Origin of the sequence: Pseudomonas deceptionensis, assembly GCF_900106095.1 — a bacterium.
In the GTDB taxonomy this organism is placed as follows: Bacteria; Pseudomonadota; Gammaproteobacteria; order Pseudomonadales; family Pseudomonadaceae; genus Aquipseudomonas; species Aquipseudomonas deceptionensis.
In genome coordinates, this window is the sequence record NZ_FNUD01000002.1 from 1757546 (window position 1) to 1775551 (window position 18006).

The following is an 18006-nucleotide window of genomic DNA, read 5'->3' on the forward strand; positions in this document are numbered from 1 at the left end:
CAATACATTTGACTGCCTGCCTTCATTCCACAAAAAGCACTGTGGCTCTTTGCCGCACTTTTGCCTGTCGGGCCGCCTGCTTGGTTATACTCCGTGCGATCCGCCTGGAGCGATCATCAGGAGAGCTCATGCTCGCCCCCGTTCAATTATTGTCTGCAACCCGCCAGAACCTGTGGCGCCTTACGTTTATCCGCATGTTGGTGCTGGCTGCGCAAGCGGGTTCAGTGGGCTTTGCCTACCTGTTCAATTTGCTGCCGCTGCCCTGGTTCCAGCTGAGTATCACACTCGGTTTTTCCATGCTGCTGTGTGCTTTTACCGCGATCCGGCTACGCACCACCTGGCCGGTGACGGAGCTGGAATACGCGCTGCAACTGGCTTGTGACCTGTTTATCCACAGCGCCTTGCTGTACTTCTCGGGAGGCTCGGCCAACCCGTTTGTGTCTTATTACCTGGTGCCGCTGACCATCGCTGCGGTGACATTGCCCTGGCGTTACTCGTTGGTGCTGACCGGGATTGCGCTGGCGCTCTACACGCTGTTGCTGATGCAGTTCTACCCGATAGACACGGTGCCGTTCTTCCGCGAAAAGCTGCAGATTTACGGGATGTGGCTGAGTTTTGCGCTGTCGGCGGCAGTGATTACGTTTTTCGCTGCCAAGATGGGTGAAGAGCTGCGCCGTCAGGAAGAACTGCGTGCCCTGCGCCGTGAAGAAGGTCTGCGCGACCAGCAATTGCTGGCGGTGGCAACGCAAGCGGCCGGTGCCGCCCACGAGTTGGGTACACCGTTGTCGACCATGAGCGTGCTGCTTAAAGAGATGCGCCGTGATCATCAGGACCCTGAATTGCAGGATGATCTGAGCGTGCTTCAGGATCAGGTCAAGCTGTGCAAGGAAACCCTGCAGCAACTGGTGCGTGCCGCTGAAGCCAACCGTCGTTTGGCGATTGAGGTTCAGGACGTCACGCAGTGGCTGGACGAGGCCTTGAACCGCTGGCACTTGATGCGCCCTGAAGCCACTTACCGCTTTCAGTGCCTGGGCCACGCGCCGGTTCCGCGCCTGGCGCCACCGCCGGACTTGACCCAGGCGCTGCTCAACTTGCTCAACAATGCAGCCGACGCCTGCCCTGAAGGGCTGGAAGTCTGCCTCGATTGGGATGCAGTTGATTTGACCATCAGTATTCGCGACCACGGTCCAGGTGTACCGTTGGCCATCGCCGAGCAAATCGGCAAACCCTTTTTTACCACCAAGGGCAAAGGCTTCGGTCTGGGCCTATTCTTGAGCAAAGCCAGCGTGACCCGCGCTGGCGGCTCGGTAAAACTCTACAGTCATGAGGATGGCGGAACGCTCACTGAGCTGCGCCTCCCACGTGTCGCCCGAGGAAATGAAAATGAGTGAAGAAATTCAGGTCGAAGGCGAAGAGCTGCCGCATTTGTTGTTGGTAGATGACGACGCCACGTTTACCCGCGTGATGGCTCGCGCCATGAGCCGACGCGGTTTTCGCGTCAGCACGGCGGGCTCCGCTGAAGAAGGGCTGATTCTGGCTCAACAGGATCTTCCCGATTATGCGGCGCTGGATCTTAAAATGGACGGCGATTCAGGCCTGGTCCTGCTGCCCAAGCTGCTTGAGCTTGATCCCGAGATGCGGGTGGTGATCCTCACCGGCTATTCGAGCATCGCCACAGCCGTTGAGGCGATCAAGCGCGGCGCCTGCAATTACCTGTGCAAACCTGCGGATGCGGATGACGTACTCGCCGCTTTGTTGTCCCAGCATGCTGACCTCGAAACCCTGGTGCCGGACAACCCGATGTCGGTTGACCGTCTGCAGTGGGAACACATCCAGCGCGTGCTGGGTGAGCATGAAGGCAATATTTCGGCCACTGCCCGTGCCCTGGGCATGCACCGTCGTACGTTGCAGCGCAAGTTGCAAAAGCGCCCGGTAAGACGCTGAACAGGAGCTGTCGCCATTGCGTTGCGCCTTGCAACGAAATGGCGGCAGGACCTACTCTGCGTCAAGACGTTTCAACGCGTCGTGGGCCGGTCGTCCTGACCGGTTTGCAGGTGTTCTTTACTCCGATCGAGCCTGAACAATGAATCAGAACGCTGAGCCTTCTGTCGTGAATGATGCTGTGCGTGGGCAATTCATACCTCGGGTCTGGGGCCTCATAACACCCTACTGGCGCAGTGAAGAGCGTGCCTGGGCGTGGACGTTGCTGGTTGCAGTGATCGCCTTGTCCCTGGTCAGCGTGGGCATCTCGGTGTGGATCAACCATTGGTACAAGGACTTCTACAACGCGCTGGAGAAAAAGGACGGCGCTGCGTTCTGGAGCCTGATCGGCTATTTCGGGATCATCGCGGCGGTGGGCATTGTCGGTGCGGTATACCGGCTTTACCTGACCCAGATGCTGACCATTCGCTGGCGTCGCTGGCTGACCGAAAAGCATTTCGCACGGTGGCTCGAACACAAGAACTACTACCAGCTGGAGCAGGGCGGTTACACCGATAACCCTGACCAGCGCATCAGTGAAGACCTCAACTCGTTCACCGACAATACCCTCACCCTCGGCCTTGGCTTGATCCGTACCCTGGTCAGTCTGGTGTCCTTCTCGGTGATCCTGTGGGGCGTTTCGGGCAGCATTGACGTCTTTGGCATCACCATCCCCGGTTACATGTTCTGGTGCGCGCTGCTGTACGCCGCCGTCGGTAGCTGGCTGGCGCACTTGATTGGTCGCCGCCTGATCGGTTTGAGCAATCAACAACAACGCTTCGAAGCTGACCTGCGTTTCGCGATGGTTCGGGTGCGGGAAAACGCCGAGAGCATTGCGTTGTACAACGGTGAGCCCAATGAGCATGAGCGGCTGAGCACACGTTTCGATCGGGTCTGGAAGAACTTCTGGACGCAAATGAAGGTGACAAAGCGCCTGACGTTTTTCACCGCGGGTTACTCGCAAATCGCCATTATCTTTCCGTTTGTTGTCGCCGCGCCGCGCTACTTCGCTGGCAAGATCGAGCTGGGGGAACTGATGCAAATCAACTCGGCCTTCAGCAACGTGCAAGAGAACTTCAGCTGGTTTATCGACGCCTACGTGACCTTGGCCGCATGGCGCGCCACCTGTGATCGTTTGCTCAGCTTTCGCCAGGCCATGACCGACAATGAACAGCGTGCACCGGCGATTGATGTACAGCACCAGGGGGAGGCGCTGAAGATTGATGAGCTTAGCCTGGACCTGGCCGATGGCCGCCCTTTGCTGCATGACGCCAACTTGCAGGTGGAGGCCGGGGACAGGGTGATGCTCAGCGGCCGCTCCGGAAGCGGTAAAAGTACCTTGTTGCGGGCCATGGGCGGGCTTTGGCCGCAAGGAGGCGGGGCGATCCGGTTGCCCGAGGAGCGCGCGCTGTTCTTGCCACAAAAGCCGTACCTGCCCATTGGCACCCTGCGTGACGCCTTGAGTTATCCACAGCCCGGCGACAGCTACGACACAGAACGCTATGAGCAAGTGCTGCGTAGCTGCCGTCTTGAGCATCTGATCTCCAAGCTCGACGAGGTCAACCACTGGCAGCGCCTGTTGTCCGGGGGCGAGCAGCAACGCTTGGCCTTTGCCCGCGCGCTGTTGTATCGGCCGCGGTGGCTTTACATGGACGAGGCCACCTCGGCGATGGACGAAGAAGACGAGGCCATGATGTACCAGGCCCTCATCGATCAACTGCCGGGGTTGAGCATTGTCAGCGTGGGGCATCGCAGCAGTCTGGCGCGCTTCCACCCTCGGCATGTGCGGATCGAGGCGGGGCAGTTGATGGCGCAGTAGCCAGCCTGCCGGGAGGTGCTCTGCGCCTCCCGGTGCTTGCGGCGCGCATGCTAAAGTGCCGCTCCCCGCGCTTTGGAACACGACATGAGCCTTTTACTTCGCAGTGCTGCGCTGAGCCTGATGCTGGCGAGCCTGCCCCTGGCCGCCGCGCCGATGCATGCACAGTTTTTACCCATGGATGACCTGCAGTTGCGTGCCGAAAAACCGGAGCAGCAACAGCTGATGCAGGTGACATCGTATTCGGTGGTGGTGGGCAACCAGCGTCAATCCAATCAGCAGCCGATCCCGGTGACCTCACCTTTGCTGCTGCGCTTGAAAGGCAAGCCGCTGAGCCAGGGGGCGACGGTGAGCCAGGTGCTGATCTCGTTTGACGGCGAAAGCAAAAGCCTGAAAAAGCCCGTGTTTGACAGTAAAAACCGAACGCTGACGTTGTCGTATCCGCCGTCTCAATACCCGGTGGTGATGGAGCTGTTGCGTAACGACACGGTCTATTGCCAGTTTTTGACCTATGCCAATGGCCATATCTGGGCTGACTTGCACACCGGTAGCGTGCGCGCACGTTGAGCCTTGGGTAAACTGCGGGCCCCGTGAAGTATCAGCAGGCTGGAGTCGGACATGCGTAAAGATAAGAAGCAGTTGATTGGTGATGAGATCGGCGACGAGCAGATCAAGTTGTTCCTGGACTTTGAACCCGTGGACGCCATTTCGCCGTCGCTGCACAAACTGATCAAAGCCTATCGCGGTCTGCGTATCGATGACTTTGGGCGTTTCCTGACCTTCTTCAAAGAGGCTGGTTACGACCTGGATGGCAAAGATGAGCATGGCCAGACGTTTGTAGACATCATCAAGGATCAGCGTAACGCCGATGAGTACATCGAGCTTATCGAGCAGACTCGCGGCTGATGCTACTTTCAGCGCCCTCAGGGGCGCTGAATGCTTTATTTCTGATAGCCCCCTCTAACCCCCCCTATTTACAGAAAAATCCGACTAACCCTGAGCTCATTGCGTCGGGTTGCATTTGCGTGGGCGAACAATACTCAAGCTGACATCAAGCATGTCAGGTGCCCATCAGGACGATGGGCAGAACCCCGAATGGAATGGAGTCAAACAATGAACCCTGTAGCCGGTTTTGTTTTTGCCGTTGGATTGAGTGTTGCGAGCTGTACCGTGCTGGCCGCCGATGAGGTGCTGGAGGTCGAGATATTCAATGCATCGGTCCGGGCCATTGCCCCGGGAAACGATTTTTCATGGCTGGAACCTCCTGAAAACAAAGGGCACGACTTTGTCGTCGAGCCGTATACCAGTCAGGAACTGCTGTACTACATGCCCCTGTCCCGAGGGACTGACACATTCACCTATCACCAGGGTGAGCAGGTTTGTCATTTCGGCTTTGGCCATCTCACACCGGGTGCAATCAACCTCAATCGCTGGGCCCAGGCCAAGTCGATCGGGGCGATCCCTGCCACCTGTGCGGCCGAGCTTATTGCTGTGCCGGACGATGACGAATTTTCGCGCAATGGTGGTACGCGGGTGATGTTCACCATGGGCTAAGGCAACAAAAAGCCCGCGCTCCAGAACGGGGCGCGGGCTTTTATGTTTTGCTTCATTATGGTGCGCAGGCGTTACGCGATGCTGGTGCCAGCACTTTGTGGCTCTACCAGTTCCAGCAACTCGGAGTTGCGGGTGCTGATTTCGCGATACAGCTCGGCGTCGGTTTCAAGGACTTTTTCCCGTGCCGGGAAGATTTCCTTGAGCTTGGTTGCCCATTCGCCATTGGCCTTCTGTGCGAAGCAACGTTCGATCAGGTCCAGCATGATCGACACCGTGACCGAAGCGCCCGGAGAGGCGCCCAGCAGAGCAGCCAGCGAGCCGTCTTTGGCCGCAACCAGTTCGGTACCGAACTGCAGCACGCCGCCTTTTTTCGGGTCTTTCTTGATGATCTGAACCCGTTGGCCGGCCACTTCAAGACGCCAGTCTTCGGCTTTTGCCTGCGGGTAGAAGCGACGCAGGGAGTCGAGACGTTGCTCCATCGACTGGCGCACTTCGCTGACCAGGTACTTGGTCAGGTCCATGTTGTCGCGAGCGACGGCGAGCATTGGCCCGATGTTGCCCAGACGGATCGACATCGGCAGGTCAAGGAACGAACCGTGCTTGAGGAACTTGGTGGTGAAGCCGGCATAAGGTCCGAACAGCAACGACTTTTTGCCATCAACCACGCGAGTGTCCAGGTGCGGCACCGACATCGGCGGCGAACCCACTGCGGCCTGGCTGTAAACCTTGGCCTGGTGCAGCTTGACCACTTCCGGGTTGTCGCAACGCAGCCATTGGCCGCTGACCGGGAAGCCGCCATAGCCTTTGCTTTCTTCGATGCCCGAGGCTTGCAGCAGCGGCAAGGCCGCACCGCCTGCCCCCAGGAACACGAACTTGGCATCAACGTCGCGGGTGTTGCCGCTGTTGGTGTCCTTGATGCTGACGGTCCAGCCACTGCCATTACGCTTGAGGCCGGTAACTTTTTTGCTGTACTTGATCTGGGTGTCCGGTGCGCTGGCCAGATGCTTGAGCAGCTGCTGGGTCAGGGCGCCGAAGTTGACGTCAGTACCCTGCATTACGCGGGTGGCCGAGATGTGTTGGTCCGCAGGGCGGCCCGGCATCATCAGGGGCATCCACTCGGTCATCTTGGCTTTGTCTTCGGTGTATTCCATGTCTGAAAACGCATGGTGCTTGCTCAGCACTTCAAAACGTTTTTTCAGGAAGGACACGCCTTTTTCGCCTTCAACGTAGCTCAGGTGAGGCACTGGGCTGATGAAGGACTTGCACGAACCGAAGGTCCCTTTTTGCGCCAGGTAGGCCCAAAACTGTTTCGAGACTTCGAACTGGGCATTGATATGCACAGCCTTTTTGATATCGATCGAACCATCAGCCGCCTGTGGCGTGTAGTTCAATTCACAAAGGCCAGCGTGGCCGGTGCCTGCGTTGTTCCACGGGTTGGAACTCTCCGCAGCACCGGAGTCCATCTGCTCAACAACTTCCAGCGTGATGCCGGGGTCGAGCTCTTTGAGCAGTACGGCGAGGGTGGCACTCATGATGCCCGCTCCAACCAGTACTACGTCCACTGCTTCGTTATGCGCCATTAACGCGTCTCCAAAATCTACGGCACCAAATTGACGGCATAGCTGCCAGGTGTTCCGAGGCGTACAGCTGATAGAGCCTCGGGACACTCATGGCCGGGATCGCCATGTCCGATTCTTCGCAATTTCTTGCAACTTTAGCGGACGCCACCAACCGGGCCTTCAAGGTTCATATGAACGCATTTCAGTACTCGGGAGGCAATTCGACTTAAGGTCTAGAGCGTCCGTTTGTGCAACCAAATCCGTAAGCGGACAGGCTTCAGTCTCGTGCTGTGGAGCCGACTTCGATCCTGCTTGGTGGAGCTGTTTCAGACGCTAATGGTGCATGTTCAGACGCAAAACTTTTCATTTGCTCGCCACACTCTTGTGAAGTTGTGAAACCCGTTTTTTTTTCACGCTCTTTTGGAGACGTGAACCTCAAAAAAGGGCTGCCGCAAGCTTGGCCCCGAACAAGTGGCCGAGCGTAATGGCAGCTCTGGCAGACCATGTGAAAATTGTGGGTTCAGGCAAGAATAAATCAAGCGCATCCGCAACACATGATCTGTGTGGGCGGCTCTCTGTGGGCGGTGCGGGGGTGCTAATACAAGCGCATTAGCGGTGCTGCGAGGCCCGATCAGGAGACGTCCTTATAATCGGGGGGAGATTGTAGCGAAGAAACGCGGGCAATTGATCCTGTTAAATGACTTTTATTGGTTCGCCGGTCAAAGTCCCAACAAGGGTTGCACCGCCGAGCGCGTTGCGGGCGGGCTGATACGGGCGTTGGCGGGTAGTACCTGGTGCAACCAGTTGAGGCGGATTTCTTCGATTTCGACCCAGCTATCGCCGACCGGCGGTTGTTTGCATTGCTTGAAGGCCTGGCAGCGACCCGCTGAGTCGAGGCGGGCGAAGCAGCGATGGGGGCGATCAAGGCCGAGCAGCGACAAGAGCATGTTCATGGCGTCACCTGTTGAGTCAGTCAGTCAGACTATGCCCCGGTGACGTGACATCGCGATGTAACTGCGATGACAGGGTGGTGACAGCAAGCGGCTAGTTAGCGGGTGCACTGCACCGCTATACTGACGGTCTGTGTTACCCAGTCCTGGAGAGATAAGCATGTTGCAACGCCTGTTGTTCGGTTTGATTACTGTGACCAGTTTGACTCTGGTCGGCTGCGCCCACAGCCCGCAACAACTCAGCCCGCAACCCAAGCTGACCACCCAACTTGCGCCAGTGGGTCGTGGCCAGCCGGTGGTAGTACGTGTGGTGGACGGTCGTCCGTCGCCAACCCTGGGCACCCGTGGTGGCATGTACCCCGAAACCAGCGCGATCAGCGTCAGCAGTGCCGACCTGATTCCAAAGCTGCAAGCCCAGGCCGAAGCTGCCGTGCGTTTGCTGGGTTACACGCCGACATCCAATGCGATGAATGCACCAACGCTGACCGTCACCCTGGCCGAGCTCAAGTATCAGTCGCCCAAAGACACCATGTACGTGACCGAAGCCACCATTGGCGCAACGTTCCGCTCTGATGTGAAGAACGGTGGCCGTACTTACAGCGGTCGTTATGGTGCGTCCCTGGACCAGCGCTTCGGCATGGCGCCGAATCAGGAAACCAACACCAAGCTGGTGAGTGACGTGTTGAGTGATGCGTTGACCCGTGTGTTCAAGGACCCGACCATAGGTCGTTTGCTCGGCGAATAAACGCAGTAAAACAAAAAGCCCGAACTCAGTGAGTTCGGGCTTTTTTGTGTTTGGCCGCTTCAGGCCGCTTCGGCATACAGCTCCAGGCGGCTGACGCCGGTGAGCAAATCCAGCTCTGGCAAGTCGGCATGGGTATGGCCACTCAGGGCGCAATACACCAGCCAGTGATGATCCTGAACATTAAAGGCCAGACCTTCGATCAGTGCCTGCTGTTCGTCGCTGGGGGCGATCAGATACAGGCGGTCCTGGTTTTCTGCGTGCAGCATGACAAGCTCCGTGTCGGTGTCGAGGGGCCACAGAGTGGCTCCTCTACATGACGATACGGTTACAGCAGAAATTAAGCATTGCTGTGGGAGCGAGCCTGCTCGCGATGCGGGCGGCTCAGTTCGAGTAGATGCAATCGCGAGCAGGCTCGCTCCCACGGGTCTTATCGGGTTACAGGGGCAGCCCGGCCTTGACCCGATACTGGTTACGTACCGGCATCGCGTATTGCAGCACCAGATACGGGCGGTGCTCGGCAGGGCAGGCGTCCAGGCGGCGCTGCCATTCCTGCTGGGCCTTGGCCAGTTCTTCGGCACCGAATACTTCGGTGGCCGACGGTACTTGCAGCTCGGGCTCGGCATCAGTCCACTGCGCATACGCCAGGTAGTGCGCCGGGAACAGGCGGTAGCCACTGAGGATATGGCGATCCATTTCGGCGGCCAGCAATTTGCTGTCTTCGAAAGGCTCGATGACGGGCGCAGCAAAGTTCACGTGCACGCGGCCTTTGTAGCCGGTAATGCCATTGGCGATGCTGGTGTCGTCTTCGCCCGGCACCTTGGTGTAAGTACCGGTGGTGGCGCGGATATACAGCTCGCGGGCCTTGGCCTGGTCACAGGGGTCGTACTCGTAGCTGATGGACACCGGGGTCAGGTTCAGCGACTGGATGACCTCGGCAAACGGCTCGTTTTTACGGCTCATGTGGAACATTTTCAGGATCGCCGAATCGGTACGGTCATCACCGTCCTTGGCGCGCCCTTCGGCCTGGGCGATCCAGATCGACTGGCAGTCGGTGCGGATCGAGTGATTGATATACGCCGACAGCAGCTGATAGGCCGCGAGCTTTTCGCGGCGCCCGGCGATCGAGCGGTGCACAATAAAGCTCTTGTTCAGGCGCATCAGGTCGCTGACAAAGGGTTTTTGCAGCAGGTTGTCGCCAATGGCGATACGCGGCGTCGGCAGGCCCGCGTGATACACCGCATAGTTGACGAAGGCCGGGTCCATCACGATATCGCGGTGGTTGGCCAAAAACAGGTAAGCGCTACCGGTCTTCAATTGCTCGACGCCGGTATAGGTCACGCCGTCGGTTGCATGTTCGATGGTGCGGTCGACATAAACCTCGACCTTGTCCTGCAATGAAGCCACCGAATTGACGCTCGCGAACTCTTTGCGCAAGCGATGAGCTATAAGAGGTTTTAACAACCAGCCGAACGCGCCTGCCAGGCGCGGGAAGCGAAAGTGGGTCAGGATATCTAGAAACGCCTTGTCGCTGAGCAGCCGGGCCAGCACTGCTGGTACTTCGGCGTCGTCGTAAGGTCGGATGGTATCGAATTGGCCCATCATGCTCTCTTGTTGGAAACGGCTAGGGTTGGTACGCAGGGCAGGGTAAAAAATAACCCTGCTAATAGACGGCGATTATACGCACAAGTCACTCTGGAGACCGCGATGCTTGAGACTGAACACTATGAGTGCCCCTATTGCGGCGAACCCGCTGAAGCCGTGCTCGATCTTTCAGGGGGGGATCAAAGTTACATTGAGGATTGCCCGGTGTGTTGCCGGCCGATTGTTTTCCACCTTCAGACCGATGGTCAGAAGTGGATGCTTGATGTACATACCGAGAATGAGTCGTGAGTGAATGCCATGCAACGCATCTACGAACCGCAAAACCTGATGGAAGCCGAGCTGTTACTGGGCATGCTTGCCAGTGAAGGCGTTGACGCGTGCCTTCAGGGGCGTGATTTGATTGGCGGGACCGGTGAGCTGCCGGCGTTGGGTTTGCTGGGGCTGGCCGTGGCCGATGATCAAGCGCGATACGCGCGCGAGTTGATCGATGCGTACAATGCCGCATCACCGGTGGCGGGCGACGAGCCCGAGAGTTTCCCCGATGTGCTGGACTGCTGAGGTCAGCGACGGTTTATTCACTGCTATATAGAAAAGAGTTGTACAGCCCCATGTGTGGACGTTTTGCCCTGTTTCGCTGGAATCCTGCGTTTGCAGCCTTGCCCGGTTTTCCGGCGGACCAGCAGGCTCAGTGGAATATTTCGCCTAATGATTCGGTATTGATCCTGCGTGCAGGCGCAGAGCCAGGCCAGCGCGAACTGGCGCGGGCACGCTGGGGCCTGACCCCCGCGTGGCTGACCGACCTGTCTCGAACCCCGGCCCATGCCCGTGCCGAGACGGCAGCCGAACAGCCGATGTTTCGCGATGCCTTGCGTGAGCGGCGCTGCCTGATCCCGGCCAACGGCTTTTATGAATGGCGCGGCACGACCCGCAAACGGCCCTATTGGCTGACGCCTGGCGAGGGCTCTTCGCTGTTTTTTGCCGGTATCTGGGAAGCGTACCCCGTCCAGGGCCATGTTTGGCTGAGCACGGCGGTCATCACCCAGGCGGCAGCGAGTCAGCGCCGACCCTTGATTCTGGATGAGGCGGGCCAGCAGGCCTGGCTTGACCCTCAAACCCCGCTGCATACGCTACAGGCATTGCTGGCCAGCCCGCAGATGCCGCTGCGCGAGCGGCCGTTGGCCAATCTGGTCAACGATCCCAAACTCAATGCCCCTGAGTGTCTGACCCCGGGTTGAGATACGATGCGCACCATCTTTATGGAGAGTCACGATGGGTAAGTTAGCGGTAGTGTGCGCCGTGGGCGCGGGGTTGTTGCTCAGCGGTTGCCAGGCGGTGAATACCACCAATGGCGGCGCGGTCGGTGTCGAGCGCAAGCAGTACATGTTCAGCATGCTGTCGAGCCAGCAGGTTGATCAGATGTATGCGCAGTCGTATCAGCAGACTGTCAGCGAGGCGAGCACCAAGGGCGCGCTGGACAAGACCAGTGCCAATGCCAAGCGCCTGCAGGCGATTGCCAACCGACTGATTGCCCAGGCCCCGGCCTTTCGCCCGGATGCCTCGCAATGGAACTGGGAAGTCAATCTGATCAAGAGCGACGAGCTCAACGCCAACTGCGGTCCCGGCGGCAAGATCATTTTCTACAGCGGGATCATCGATCAGCTCAAGCTCAGTGACGACGAAATTGCCGCGATCATGGGCCATGAAATTGCCCACGCCTTGCGTGAACACGGCCGTGAGTCCATGTCCAAAGCCTATGGCATCGAGATCGCCAAGCAGGGTGCGGGTGCATTGCTGGGGTTGGGGCAAGACAGCCTCGGGCTGGCTGATACCGTGGTCAACTACAGCCTGACCTTGCCCAACAGTCGCAGCAATGAAAACGAAGCGGACCTGATCGGCCTGGAGCTGGCGGCGCGAGCGGGCTACAACCCGAATGCGGCGATTACCCTGTGGCAGAAAATGGCCCGGGAATCCCAGGATGCGCCGCCGGAATTCATGAGCACCCACCCGGCCTCCAGTAGCCGGATTGCTGCGCTGCAAGCGGCCATTCCGAAGGTAATGCCGCTTTATCAGCAGGCCCCGAAAACCCAGTAACGACCTGGCCCTCACCCCAACCCTCTCCCGGAGGGAGAGGGGGCTGATCGCTCGCGAATTCAAGATCACCGTAAATCAGTCCCTCTCCTTTTGGGAGAGGGTGAGGGGCTTTGGTTTTAAACCCAGCCGCTGATTGCCATCGCCTTGTACACCGCCACTGCGGCCAGTACGACGAATGCGGTGGCTGCCAGGCGGCGGATCAGGGTCAGCGGCAGTTTGTCTGCGGCAAAGTTACCCGCCAAAACCACCGGCACGTTGGCAATCAGCATGCCCAGGGTGGTACCGATAATCACCAGCCACAGGTCCGGGTATTGTGCGGCGAGCATCACCGTCGCAACCTGGGTCTTGTCGCCGATTTCGGCAATGAAGAATGTGATCAGGGTGGTGACGAAAGGCCCGTACTTGCGTGCAGTACTGGCTTCGTCGTCGTCCATCTTGTCGGGAACCAGCGTCCACAGCGCGGTGGCGATAAAGCTCGCGGCGAGGATCCAGTGCAGCATTACATCACTGAAGAAGGTGCTGAACCAGGCGCCTACGGCACCGGCTGCGGCATGGTTGGCCAGGGTGGCGACCACGATGCCGGCGATAATCGGCCAGGGCTTTCGAAAGCGGGCGGCGAGAATGAGGGCGAGCAGCTGCGTCTTGTCGCCGATTTCGGCCAAGGCAACAATTGCGGTAGGAACAAGTAGGGAATCGAGCATCATCAGGTGGTTTCCAGGGGCGGGTCGACACGGCTATGACACGTACAGCCTTCCCGCCCCGGGTAAGGTGTTCGTGTCATAGGTCTTGTCAAACCCCGGTCCGTCTGTGCGGACACCTGGGTCGCATACGCCATGGTCTGTTGACCAAGTATGTTGACGTATGCCGGACGAGCATGACGCTCGTGGGAGACTACTCCCCTAGGACGGAGCGGATTCTGCCTAGGCAAATCCGATCCCGCAAGCTCTTATTTTCCAGAGACTTCAACGGCGTTTGGCGCTGTAGATCCGAAAACCCTGGCCTTGTGCCTTGACCGCACAGGCACCGAAATGCTCTTCGATCAGCGGTTGATAGCGCAGGAAACTGTTGGCCACAATTCGAAGTTCGCCACCTGATTTCAGATGTTTCACTGCTTTTTGCAGCAAGTTCTCAGTGGCTTGGTAATCGGTATGCACCCCGACATGGAACGGCGGATTGCTCAGGATAGAGTTCAAGCCCATGGGTGCAGCGTCGATGCCGTTGCCGGTAATCACTTCGCCTTCCAGGCCGTTGGCTGCGAGGGTCAGGCGGCTGCTGGCGGTGGCGAAGGCATCCACATCGAGCAGGGTGACGGTGTTGTGCGGGTAACGACGCTTGACTGCAGCACCGAGCACGCCCGCGCCACAGCCAAAGTCCAGCACGTGACCGCTGGGCAGTTTGTCCAGATGCTCAAGCAGAAGGGCACTGCCGCGATCCAGGCGGCCGTGGCTGAATACGCCCGGCAGGCTCACGACTTTTAGCGGGCCTTCGGCCAGCTCCAGTTCGTAATGTTGCGCGAGGTCTTCGAGCACCGGCACTGGCGGGGCGTTTTCCACGGTCACTTGCCAGAGCTGGCAATGCCGCGCGCTGTCGAGTTTGCGGGGCTTGCCGAACGGGGTCAGCTGTTTCGACGCGCCTTCAATGCCGCCCTTTTTTTCACCGACCAGAAACACGTCGGCATTGGGCAGGCGAGAGGCCACGGCTTTGAGCACGTAGTCGCTCAGCTCCTTGGACTTGGGCAAAAAAACCACGGCGGTATCGAACGCCCGGTCGGGGATTTCGACGCCAAACTGCACACGGCCTTCAAAGCGGGCATCCAGAGTCGCCTGGTCGCCGGCATGCCAGCACCAACCGTGGGCGTTGGGCATTTCACCGAGTAACTCGTCAGCCGGCAAACCGACCAACAGCACCGAGCCTTGAAAGTATTCAGGCTGACGAAGCAGTACTTCACTGCGCGGATCCATAATCTGCTCCTCAAAAAGGGGCGCAGTCTATCAACTGACGACCCGCAGCGCTGTACCGTTGAAGAAGGCTTCGGCGTTTTGCGCCAGTTGGGCGACGATCCGCTGGCGTGCCTCGCGGCTGCCCCAGGCGCTGTGCGGGGTAATGATCAGGCGCGGGATGTCGGCTGCCAGCAGCGGGTTGCCGTCACGGGGCGGTTCGACGCTCAGCACGTCGGTCGCGGCGCCGCCCAGATGGCCGCTGCGCAGGGCGTCGGCCAGGGCTTGTTCGTCGATCATGCCGCCACGTGCCGTGTTGACCACAAAGGCGCCGGGCTTGAGCAGTGCCAGCTCGCGAGCGCCGATGAAGTTGCGCGTGTATTCGTTGAGCGGGCAGTGAAAAGTCAGTGCGTCGACCTGGGGCAGAAGTTCGTCCAGGGGCAAGCGGTCGTCACGGGCCGGGCGGCCAGGGATTTGCCCGATCAAGACGCGCATGCCGAAAGCTTGCGCCAGTTTCGCCACCGCACTGCCCAGCTCGCCATGACCGAACAGGCCCAGAGTTTTGCCTTCCAGCTCCACAATCGGAAAATCCAGCAGGCAGAACTGCTTCGCTTGCTGCCACTGGCCATCGCTCACGGCTTTTTGGTAGTCGATCAGGCGAGTGGCCAGCGCCAGCAGCAGGCCCAGGGTGTGCTGCGCCACAGATGGCGTGCCGTAACCCTGGCAGTTGGCAACGGTGATCCCTTGGGCGCGGGCGGCTTCAAGGTCGACGTTATTGGTGCCGGTGGCCGCCACCAGGATCAGCTTCAGGTTCGGGCAGGCGGCGAGGGTAGCGGCGTTGAGCAGGATTTTGTTGCTGATGGCTACGCTGGCGCCTTGCAGTCGCTCGATCACGTTGGCGGGCGTGGTGTCCGACCACAACTGCAACTCGCCGAAGCAGCGGCGCAGGGGCCCGAGATCAAGGTCGCCCAGATCCAGTGAAGGGTGATCAAGGAATACGGCGCGCTGAGTGTTAGTCATCAACTGTACCTTTTGTGCTGTGAAATGAAGGCGTAATGTGGCGAGCCTAACAGAAGAAACAATTTGTAATGGAGCCGTGCATGTACTGGACAGAATTTTTGACCGTTGCCCTGATTCACTTGCTGGCCGTGGCCAGCCCCGGGCCGGATTTTGCGGTGGTGGTGCGCGAAAGCGTGACCCATGGTCGCCGCGCCGGGATGTTTACCGCGTTTGGTGTGGGCACGGCGATTTTCGTCCACGTTGGCTATTCGCTGCTGGGTATCGGGATCATTGTGTCGCAGTCGATTGTGCTGTTTAACGCCCTTAAATGGCTGGCAGCGGCTTACCTGCTGTACATCGGGATCAAGGCCCTGCGGGCCAAGCCTGCTGACCCGGCCGCCCTGGCGGCCTCGTTGCCGGTGGGTGAGCGCACCGCACGCGGGGCTTTCACGTCGGGCTTTGTGACCAATGGACTGAACCCGAAAGCAACGCTGTTTTTCCTGTCGTTGTTCACCGTGGTGATCAATCCGCACACGCCGCTGTCGATCCAGGCCGGTTATGGCGTGTACCTGGCCGTTGCGACTGGCGTGTGGTTCTGCATGGTCGCCATGCTGTTTAGCCATCAACGCGTGCGCACCGGCTTTGCCCGCATGGGTCATTGGTTTGATCGCACCATGGGCGCAGTGCTGGTGGCGCTGGGCGTGAAGTTGGCGTTTACCGAGATGCACTAAACAGCAGTCTCCTGTAGCCGCTGCCGAAGGCTGCGATCGAGCGCGAAGCGTTCCCGTACTTTCGGCGCCCAAGAAGGTCCTGCGGCCCTTATCGCAGCCTTCGGCAGCGGCTACAGGTCTGTGCTGTGTTCTTGTCAAAATCTGGATTTGCTTCATCCTTGCGGGCTTATTGCAGTGTGCCCACGGAGAAGTATCGATGTCCTCAGTCAACCGGTTCTGGCGCCGAGCCAAACTGCCGCTGGCAGTCAGCCTCGTTTCGACGCTGTCCGGGCCCGCTTGGGGCGTCAGTTTCAACATCGGCGAAGTCGAAGGCCAGATCGATTCCGAGCTGTCCATCGGCGCAAGCTGGTCGACCGCCAAGGCCGATCGCAGCCTGATTGGCGCCAACAATGGCGGCAAGGGGCAGTCCGAAATCTCGGACGATGGCCGCCTCAATTTCAAGCGCGGCGAAACCTTCTCAAAAATTTTCACCGGCATGCACGGGCTGGAGCTGAAGTACGGCGATAGTGGCCTGTATGTGCGCGGCAAGTATTGGTACGACTTCGAGCTGCAGGACGACAGCCGGCCCTTCAAACCCGTCAGCGACAGCGGGCGCAAAGCCAGTGCGCAATCGGCCGGTGCGCAACTGCTGGATGCCTTCGTGTACCACAACTATGAGATCGCCGATCAGCCCGGCGCGGCGCGCCTGGGCAAGCAAGTGGTCAGTTGGGGCGAGGGCGTGTTTATCGGCGGCGGGATCAATGCGATCAACCCCACTGACGTGTCGGCTTATCGGCGGCCGGGCACTGAATACAAAGACGGTCTGGTGCCGGTCAACCTGTTCTATCTCTCGCAAAACCTGACCGACAATCTGTCGGCCGAAGCGTTCTATCAGCTCGACTGGCAGCAGTCAGAGGCGGATAACTGCGGGACGTTTTTCTCGCAGTCGGACGTGACCGCGGACGGTTGCAGCGGTAATTATCGTGTCATGAGCAAGCGCTCGGCGCTCGATGTAGCAGACCTTGCGGCGCTCACCGGCGCGGGTGTCGACGTGAATGGCGAGGGCGTACTGGTGCGTCGTGGCGCCAACCGCAATGCGCGCAACAGCGGGCAGTTCGGCGTGGCCATGCACTATGTGTTTGAGCCGCTGGACACCGAGTTTGGCGCCTATTTCATGAATTATCACAGCCGTGACCCGATCCTCAGTGCGGGCGCTGCGCCGCAGTCGGTCTATAACGCGGCGGCTGGTGCGGGCGGGCTGGCGCCGATGATCGTTGCCGGCAACTCCAGCTATTACGTCGAATACCCCGAAGACATCCGTCTGTATGGTTTGAGCTTCGCCACTACGTTATCCACAGGCACGGCCTGGAAAGGCGAGCTGAGCTACCGTCCCAATGCCCCGGTGCAACTCAACAGCAACGACTTGTTGTATGCCAATGTCACGTTGCTGCCCGGCCTTGCCGACGCCTCGCCGCTGACCGTGACGCCCGGAGCCGATGTTCAGGGTTATCAGCGCAAGGAAATCACCCAGTTCCAGACGTCGCTCACGCATATTTTCGACAATGCGATGGGGGCCAATCGCCTGACCGTGATCGGTGAGGTGGGCGTGACCCATGTGGGCGGTCTGGGGGGGACGTCAGACCTGCGTTATGGCCGTGATCCGGTCTTCGGCTCCGAGGGTGACGATGGTTTCGCCACCACCACGTCCTGGGGCTACCGTGGCCGGGCGGTGTGGGAATACAACAGCGTATTGCCCGGTGTGAACCTCAAGCCCAATCTGGGTTGGTCCCATGACATCAGCGGCTATTCCCCCGGCCCCAACGCCAACTTCGAAGAAGGCCGCAAAGCCATCACCCTGGGCCTGGACGGTGAATATCAAAACACCTACACCAGCAGCCTGTCGTACACCAACTTCTTTGGCGGGCGCTACAGCACGTTGAGCGACCGCGACTTTGTGGCGCTGACGGTGGGCGTGAAGTTCTGACAGCCCCCTCTCTCTTTTTTGTGGGAGAGGTATTGCCTGCTGGTGATATATTTATTTTCACTATATTGATTTCTGAAAT

General features: G+C 59.1%; 20 protein-coding genes and 1 riboswitch. Of the genes, 13 read left to right on the forward strand and 7 right to left on the reverse strand.

Annotated elements, in window-relative coordinates; all coding sequences use genetic code 11:
- Positions 1-128: 128 nt before the first annotated feature.
- The 6 genes from BLW11_RS07980 (at position 129) to BLW11_RS08005 (ending at position 5350) form a co-directional block, all read left to right on the forward strand.
- Positions 129-1391 carry an ATP-binding protein gene (locus BLW11_RS07980; RefSeq protein ID WP_048359211.1) on the forward strand — a complete coding sequence of 421 codons (1263 nt, stop codon included), beginning with the start codon at positions 129-131 and terminating at the stop codon, positions 1389-1391.
- On the forward strand, positions 1384-1944 hold the full coding sequence (locus BLW11_RS07985) for a response regulator transcription factor (protein ID WP_019823883.1): 561 nt from the start codon (positions 1384-1386) through the stop codon (positions 1942-1944). Before BLW11_RS07980 ends, BLW11_RS07985 begins: the two co-directional genes overlap by 8 nt.
- Before the next feature lie 139 nt (positions 1945-2083).
- The gene (locus BLW11_RS07990; protein ID WP_048359210.1) at positions 2084-3799 is read left to right on the forward strand and encodes an ABC transporter ATP-binding protein/permease; all 1716 of its coding nucleotides are present in this window, start codon (positions 2084-2086) and stop codon (positions 3797-3799) included.
- An 84-nt stretch (positions 3800-3883) separates the two neighbouring features.
- A complete protein-coding gene (locus BLW11_RS07995; protein ID WP_048359209.1) occupies positions 3884-4363 on the forward strand; it encodes a hypothetical protein in 480 nt (159 codons plus the stop codon).
- A 51-nt stretch (positions 4364-4414) separates the two neighbouring features.
- The gene (locus BLW11_RS08000) at positions 4415-4702 is read left to right on the forward strand and encodes a PA4642 family protein (protein ID WP_048359208.1); all 288 of its coding nucleotides are present in this window, start codon (positions 4415-4417) and stop codon (positions 4700-4702) included.
- Between the two features lie 207 nt (positions 4703-4909).
- Positions 4910-5350, forward strand: coding sequence for a hypothetical protein (locus BLW11_RS08005; RefSeq protein ID WP_048359207.1), 441 nt, complete (start codon positions 4910-4912; stop codon positions 5348-5350).
- Positions 5351-5421: 71 nt separating this feature from the next.
- Here BLW11_RS08005 and mqo read toward each other — a convergent pair whose 3' ends face one another.
- Positions 5422-6930 carry a malate dehydrogenase (quinone) gene (mqo, locus tag BLW11_RS08010; RefSeq protein WP_048359206.1) on the reverse strand — a complete coding sequence of 503 codons (1509 nt, stop codon included), beginning with the start codon at positions 6928-6930 and terminating at the stop codon, positions 5422-5424.
- Positions 6931-7628: 698 nt separating this feature from the next.
- Complete coding sequence (locus BLW11_RS08015) at positions 7629-7862, reverse strand: hypothetical protein (RefSeq protein ID WP_048359205.1); 234 nt, start codon at positions 7860-7862, stop codon at positions 7629-7631.
- Positions 7863-8019: 157 nt separating this feature from the next.
- Here BLW11_RS08015 and BLW11_RS08020 point away from each other — a divergent pair, with 157 nt between their 5' ends.
- Positions 8020-8604 carry a YajG family lipoprotein gene (locus BLW11_RS08020; protein WP_019823871.1) on the forward strand — a complete coding sequence of 195 codons (585 nt, stop codon included), beginning with the start codon at positions 8020-8022 and terminating at the stop codon, positions 8602-8604.
- Between the two features lie 59 nt (positions 8605-8663).
- Here BLW11_RS08020 and BLW11_RS08025 read toward each other — a convergent pair whose 3' ends face one another.
- A complete protein-coding gene (locus BLW11_RS08025) occupies positions 8664-8870 on the reverse strand; it encodes a hypothetical protein (protein ID WP_048359204.1) in 207 nt (68 codons plus the stop codon).
- Positions 8871-9039: 169 nt separating this feature from the next.
- The gene (locus BLW11_RS08030) at positions 9040-10203 is read right to left on the reverse strand and encodes a 1-acyl-sn-glycerol-3-phosphate acyltransferase (RefSeq protein ID WP_193790165.1); all 1164 of its coding nucleotides are present in this window, start codon (positions 10201-10203) and stop codon (positions 9040-9042) included.
- A 105-nt stretch (positions 10204-10308) separates the two neighbouring features.
- Here BLW11_RS08030 and BLW11_RS08035 point away from each other — a divergent pair, with 105 nt between their 5' ends.
- The 4 genes from BLW11_RS08035 to BLW11_RS08050 are packed head-to-tail and all read left to right on the forward strand — an operon-like array spanning position 10309 to position 12297.
- Positions 10309-10494 carry a CPXCG motif-containing cysteine-rich protein gene (locus BLW11_RS08035; RefSeq protein WP_048359202.1) on the forward strand — a complete coding sequence of 62 codons (186 nt, stop codon included), beginning with the start codon at positions 10309-10311 and terminating at the stop codon, positions 10492-10494.
- 9 nt (positions 10495-10503) lie between these two features.
- Entirely contained in the window at positions 10504-10764 is a 261-nt protein-coding gene (locus BLW11_RS08040) for a putative signal transducing protein (protein ID WP_048359539.1), read from the forward strand.
- A gap of 50 nt (positions 10765-10814) precedes the next feature.
- Positions 10815-11441: an SOS response-associated peptidase gene (locus BLW11_RS08045; RefSeq protein ID WP_048359201.1), complete on the forward strand. Its 627-nt coding sequence runs from the start codon at positions 10815-10817 to the stop codon at positions 11439-11441.
- A gap of 34 nt (positions 11442-11475) precedes the next feature.
- Entirely contained in the window at positions 11476-12297 is an 822-nt protein-coding gene (locus BLW11_RS08050) for a M48 family metallopeptidase (protein ID WP_048359200.1), read from the forward strand.
- A gap of 116 nt (positions 12298-12413) precedes the next feature.
- Here BLW11_RS08050 and BLW11_RS08055 read toward each other — a convergent pair whose 3' ends face one another.
- The 3 genes from BLW11_RS08055 to BLW11_RS08065 form a co-directional block, all read right to left on the reverse strand.
- Entirely contained in the window at positions 12414-12998 is a 585-nt protein-coding gene (locus tag BLW11_RS08055; protein ID WP_048359538.1) for a TMEM165/GDT1 family protein, read from the reverse strand.
- Between the two features lie 90 nt (positions 12999-13088).
- A riboswitch (yybP-ykoY riboswitch) is annotated at positions 13089-13210 on the reverse strand.
- A gap of 49 nt (positions 13211-13259) precedes the next feature.
- On the reverse strand, positions 13260-14258 hold the full coding sequence (locus BLW11_RS08060) for a class I SAM-dependent methyltransferase (RefSeq protein WP_048359199.1): 999 nt from the start codon (positions 14256-14258) through the stop codon (positions 13260-13262).
- Between the two features lie 30 nt (positions 14259-14288).
- Entirely contained in the window at positions 14289-15254 is a 966-nt protein-coding gene (locus tag BLW11_RS08065; RefSeq protein WP_048359198.1) for a 2-hydroxyacid dehydrogenase, read from the reverse strand.
- A gap of 80 nt (positions 15255-15334) precedes the next feature.
- On the opposite strand from BLW11_RS08065, the gene BLW11_RS08070 reads away from it, so the two are divergent.
- Positions 15335-15964, forward strand: a complete 630-nt coding sequence (locus BLW11_RS08070) for a LysE family translocator (RefSeq protein WP_016779501.1) — start codon at positions 15335-15337, stop codon at positions 15962-15964.
- 196 nt (positions 15965-16160) lie between these two features.
- Positions 16161-17927, forward strand: coding sequence for a DUF1302 domain-containing protein (locus BLW11_RS08075; RefSeq protein WP_048359197.1), 1767 nt, complete (start codon positions 16161-16163; stop codon positions 17925-17927).
- Positions 17928-18006: the final 79 nt, after the last annotated feature.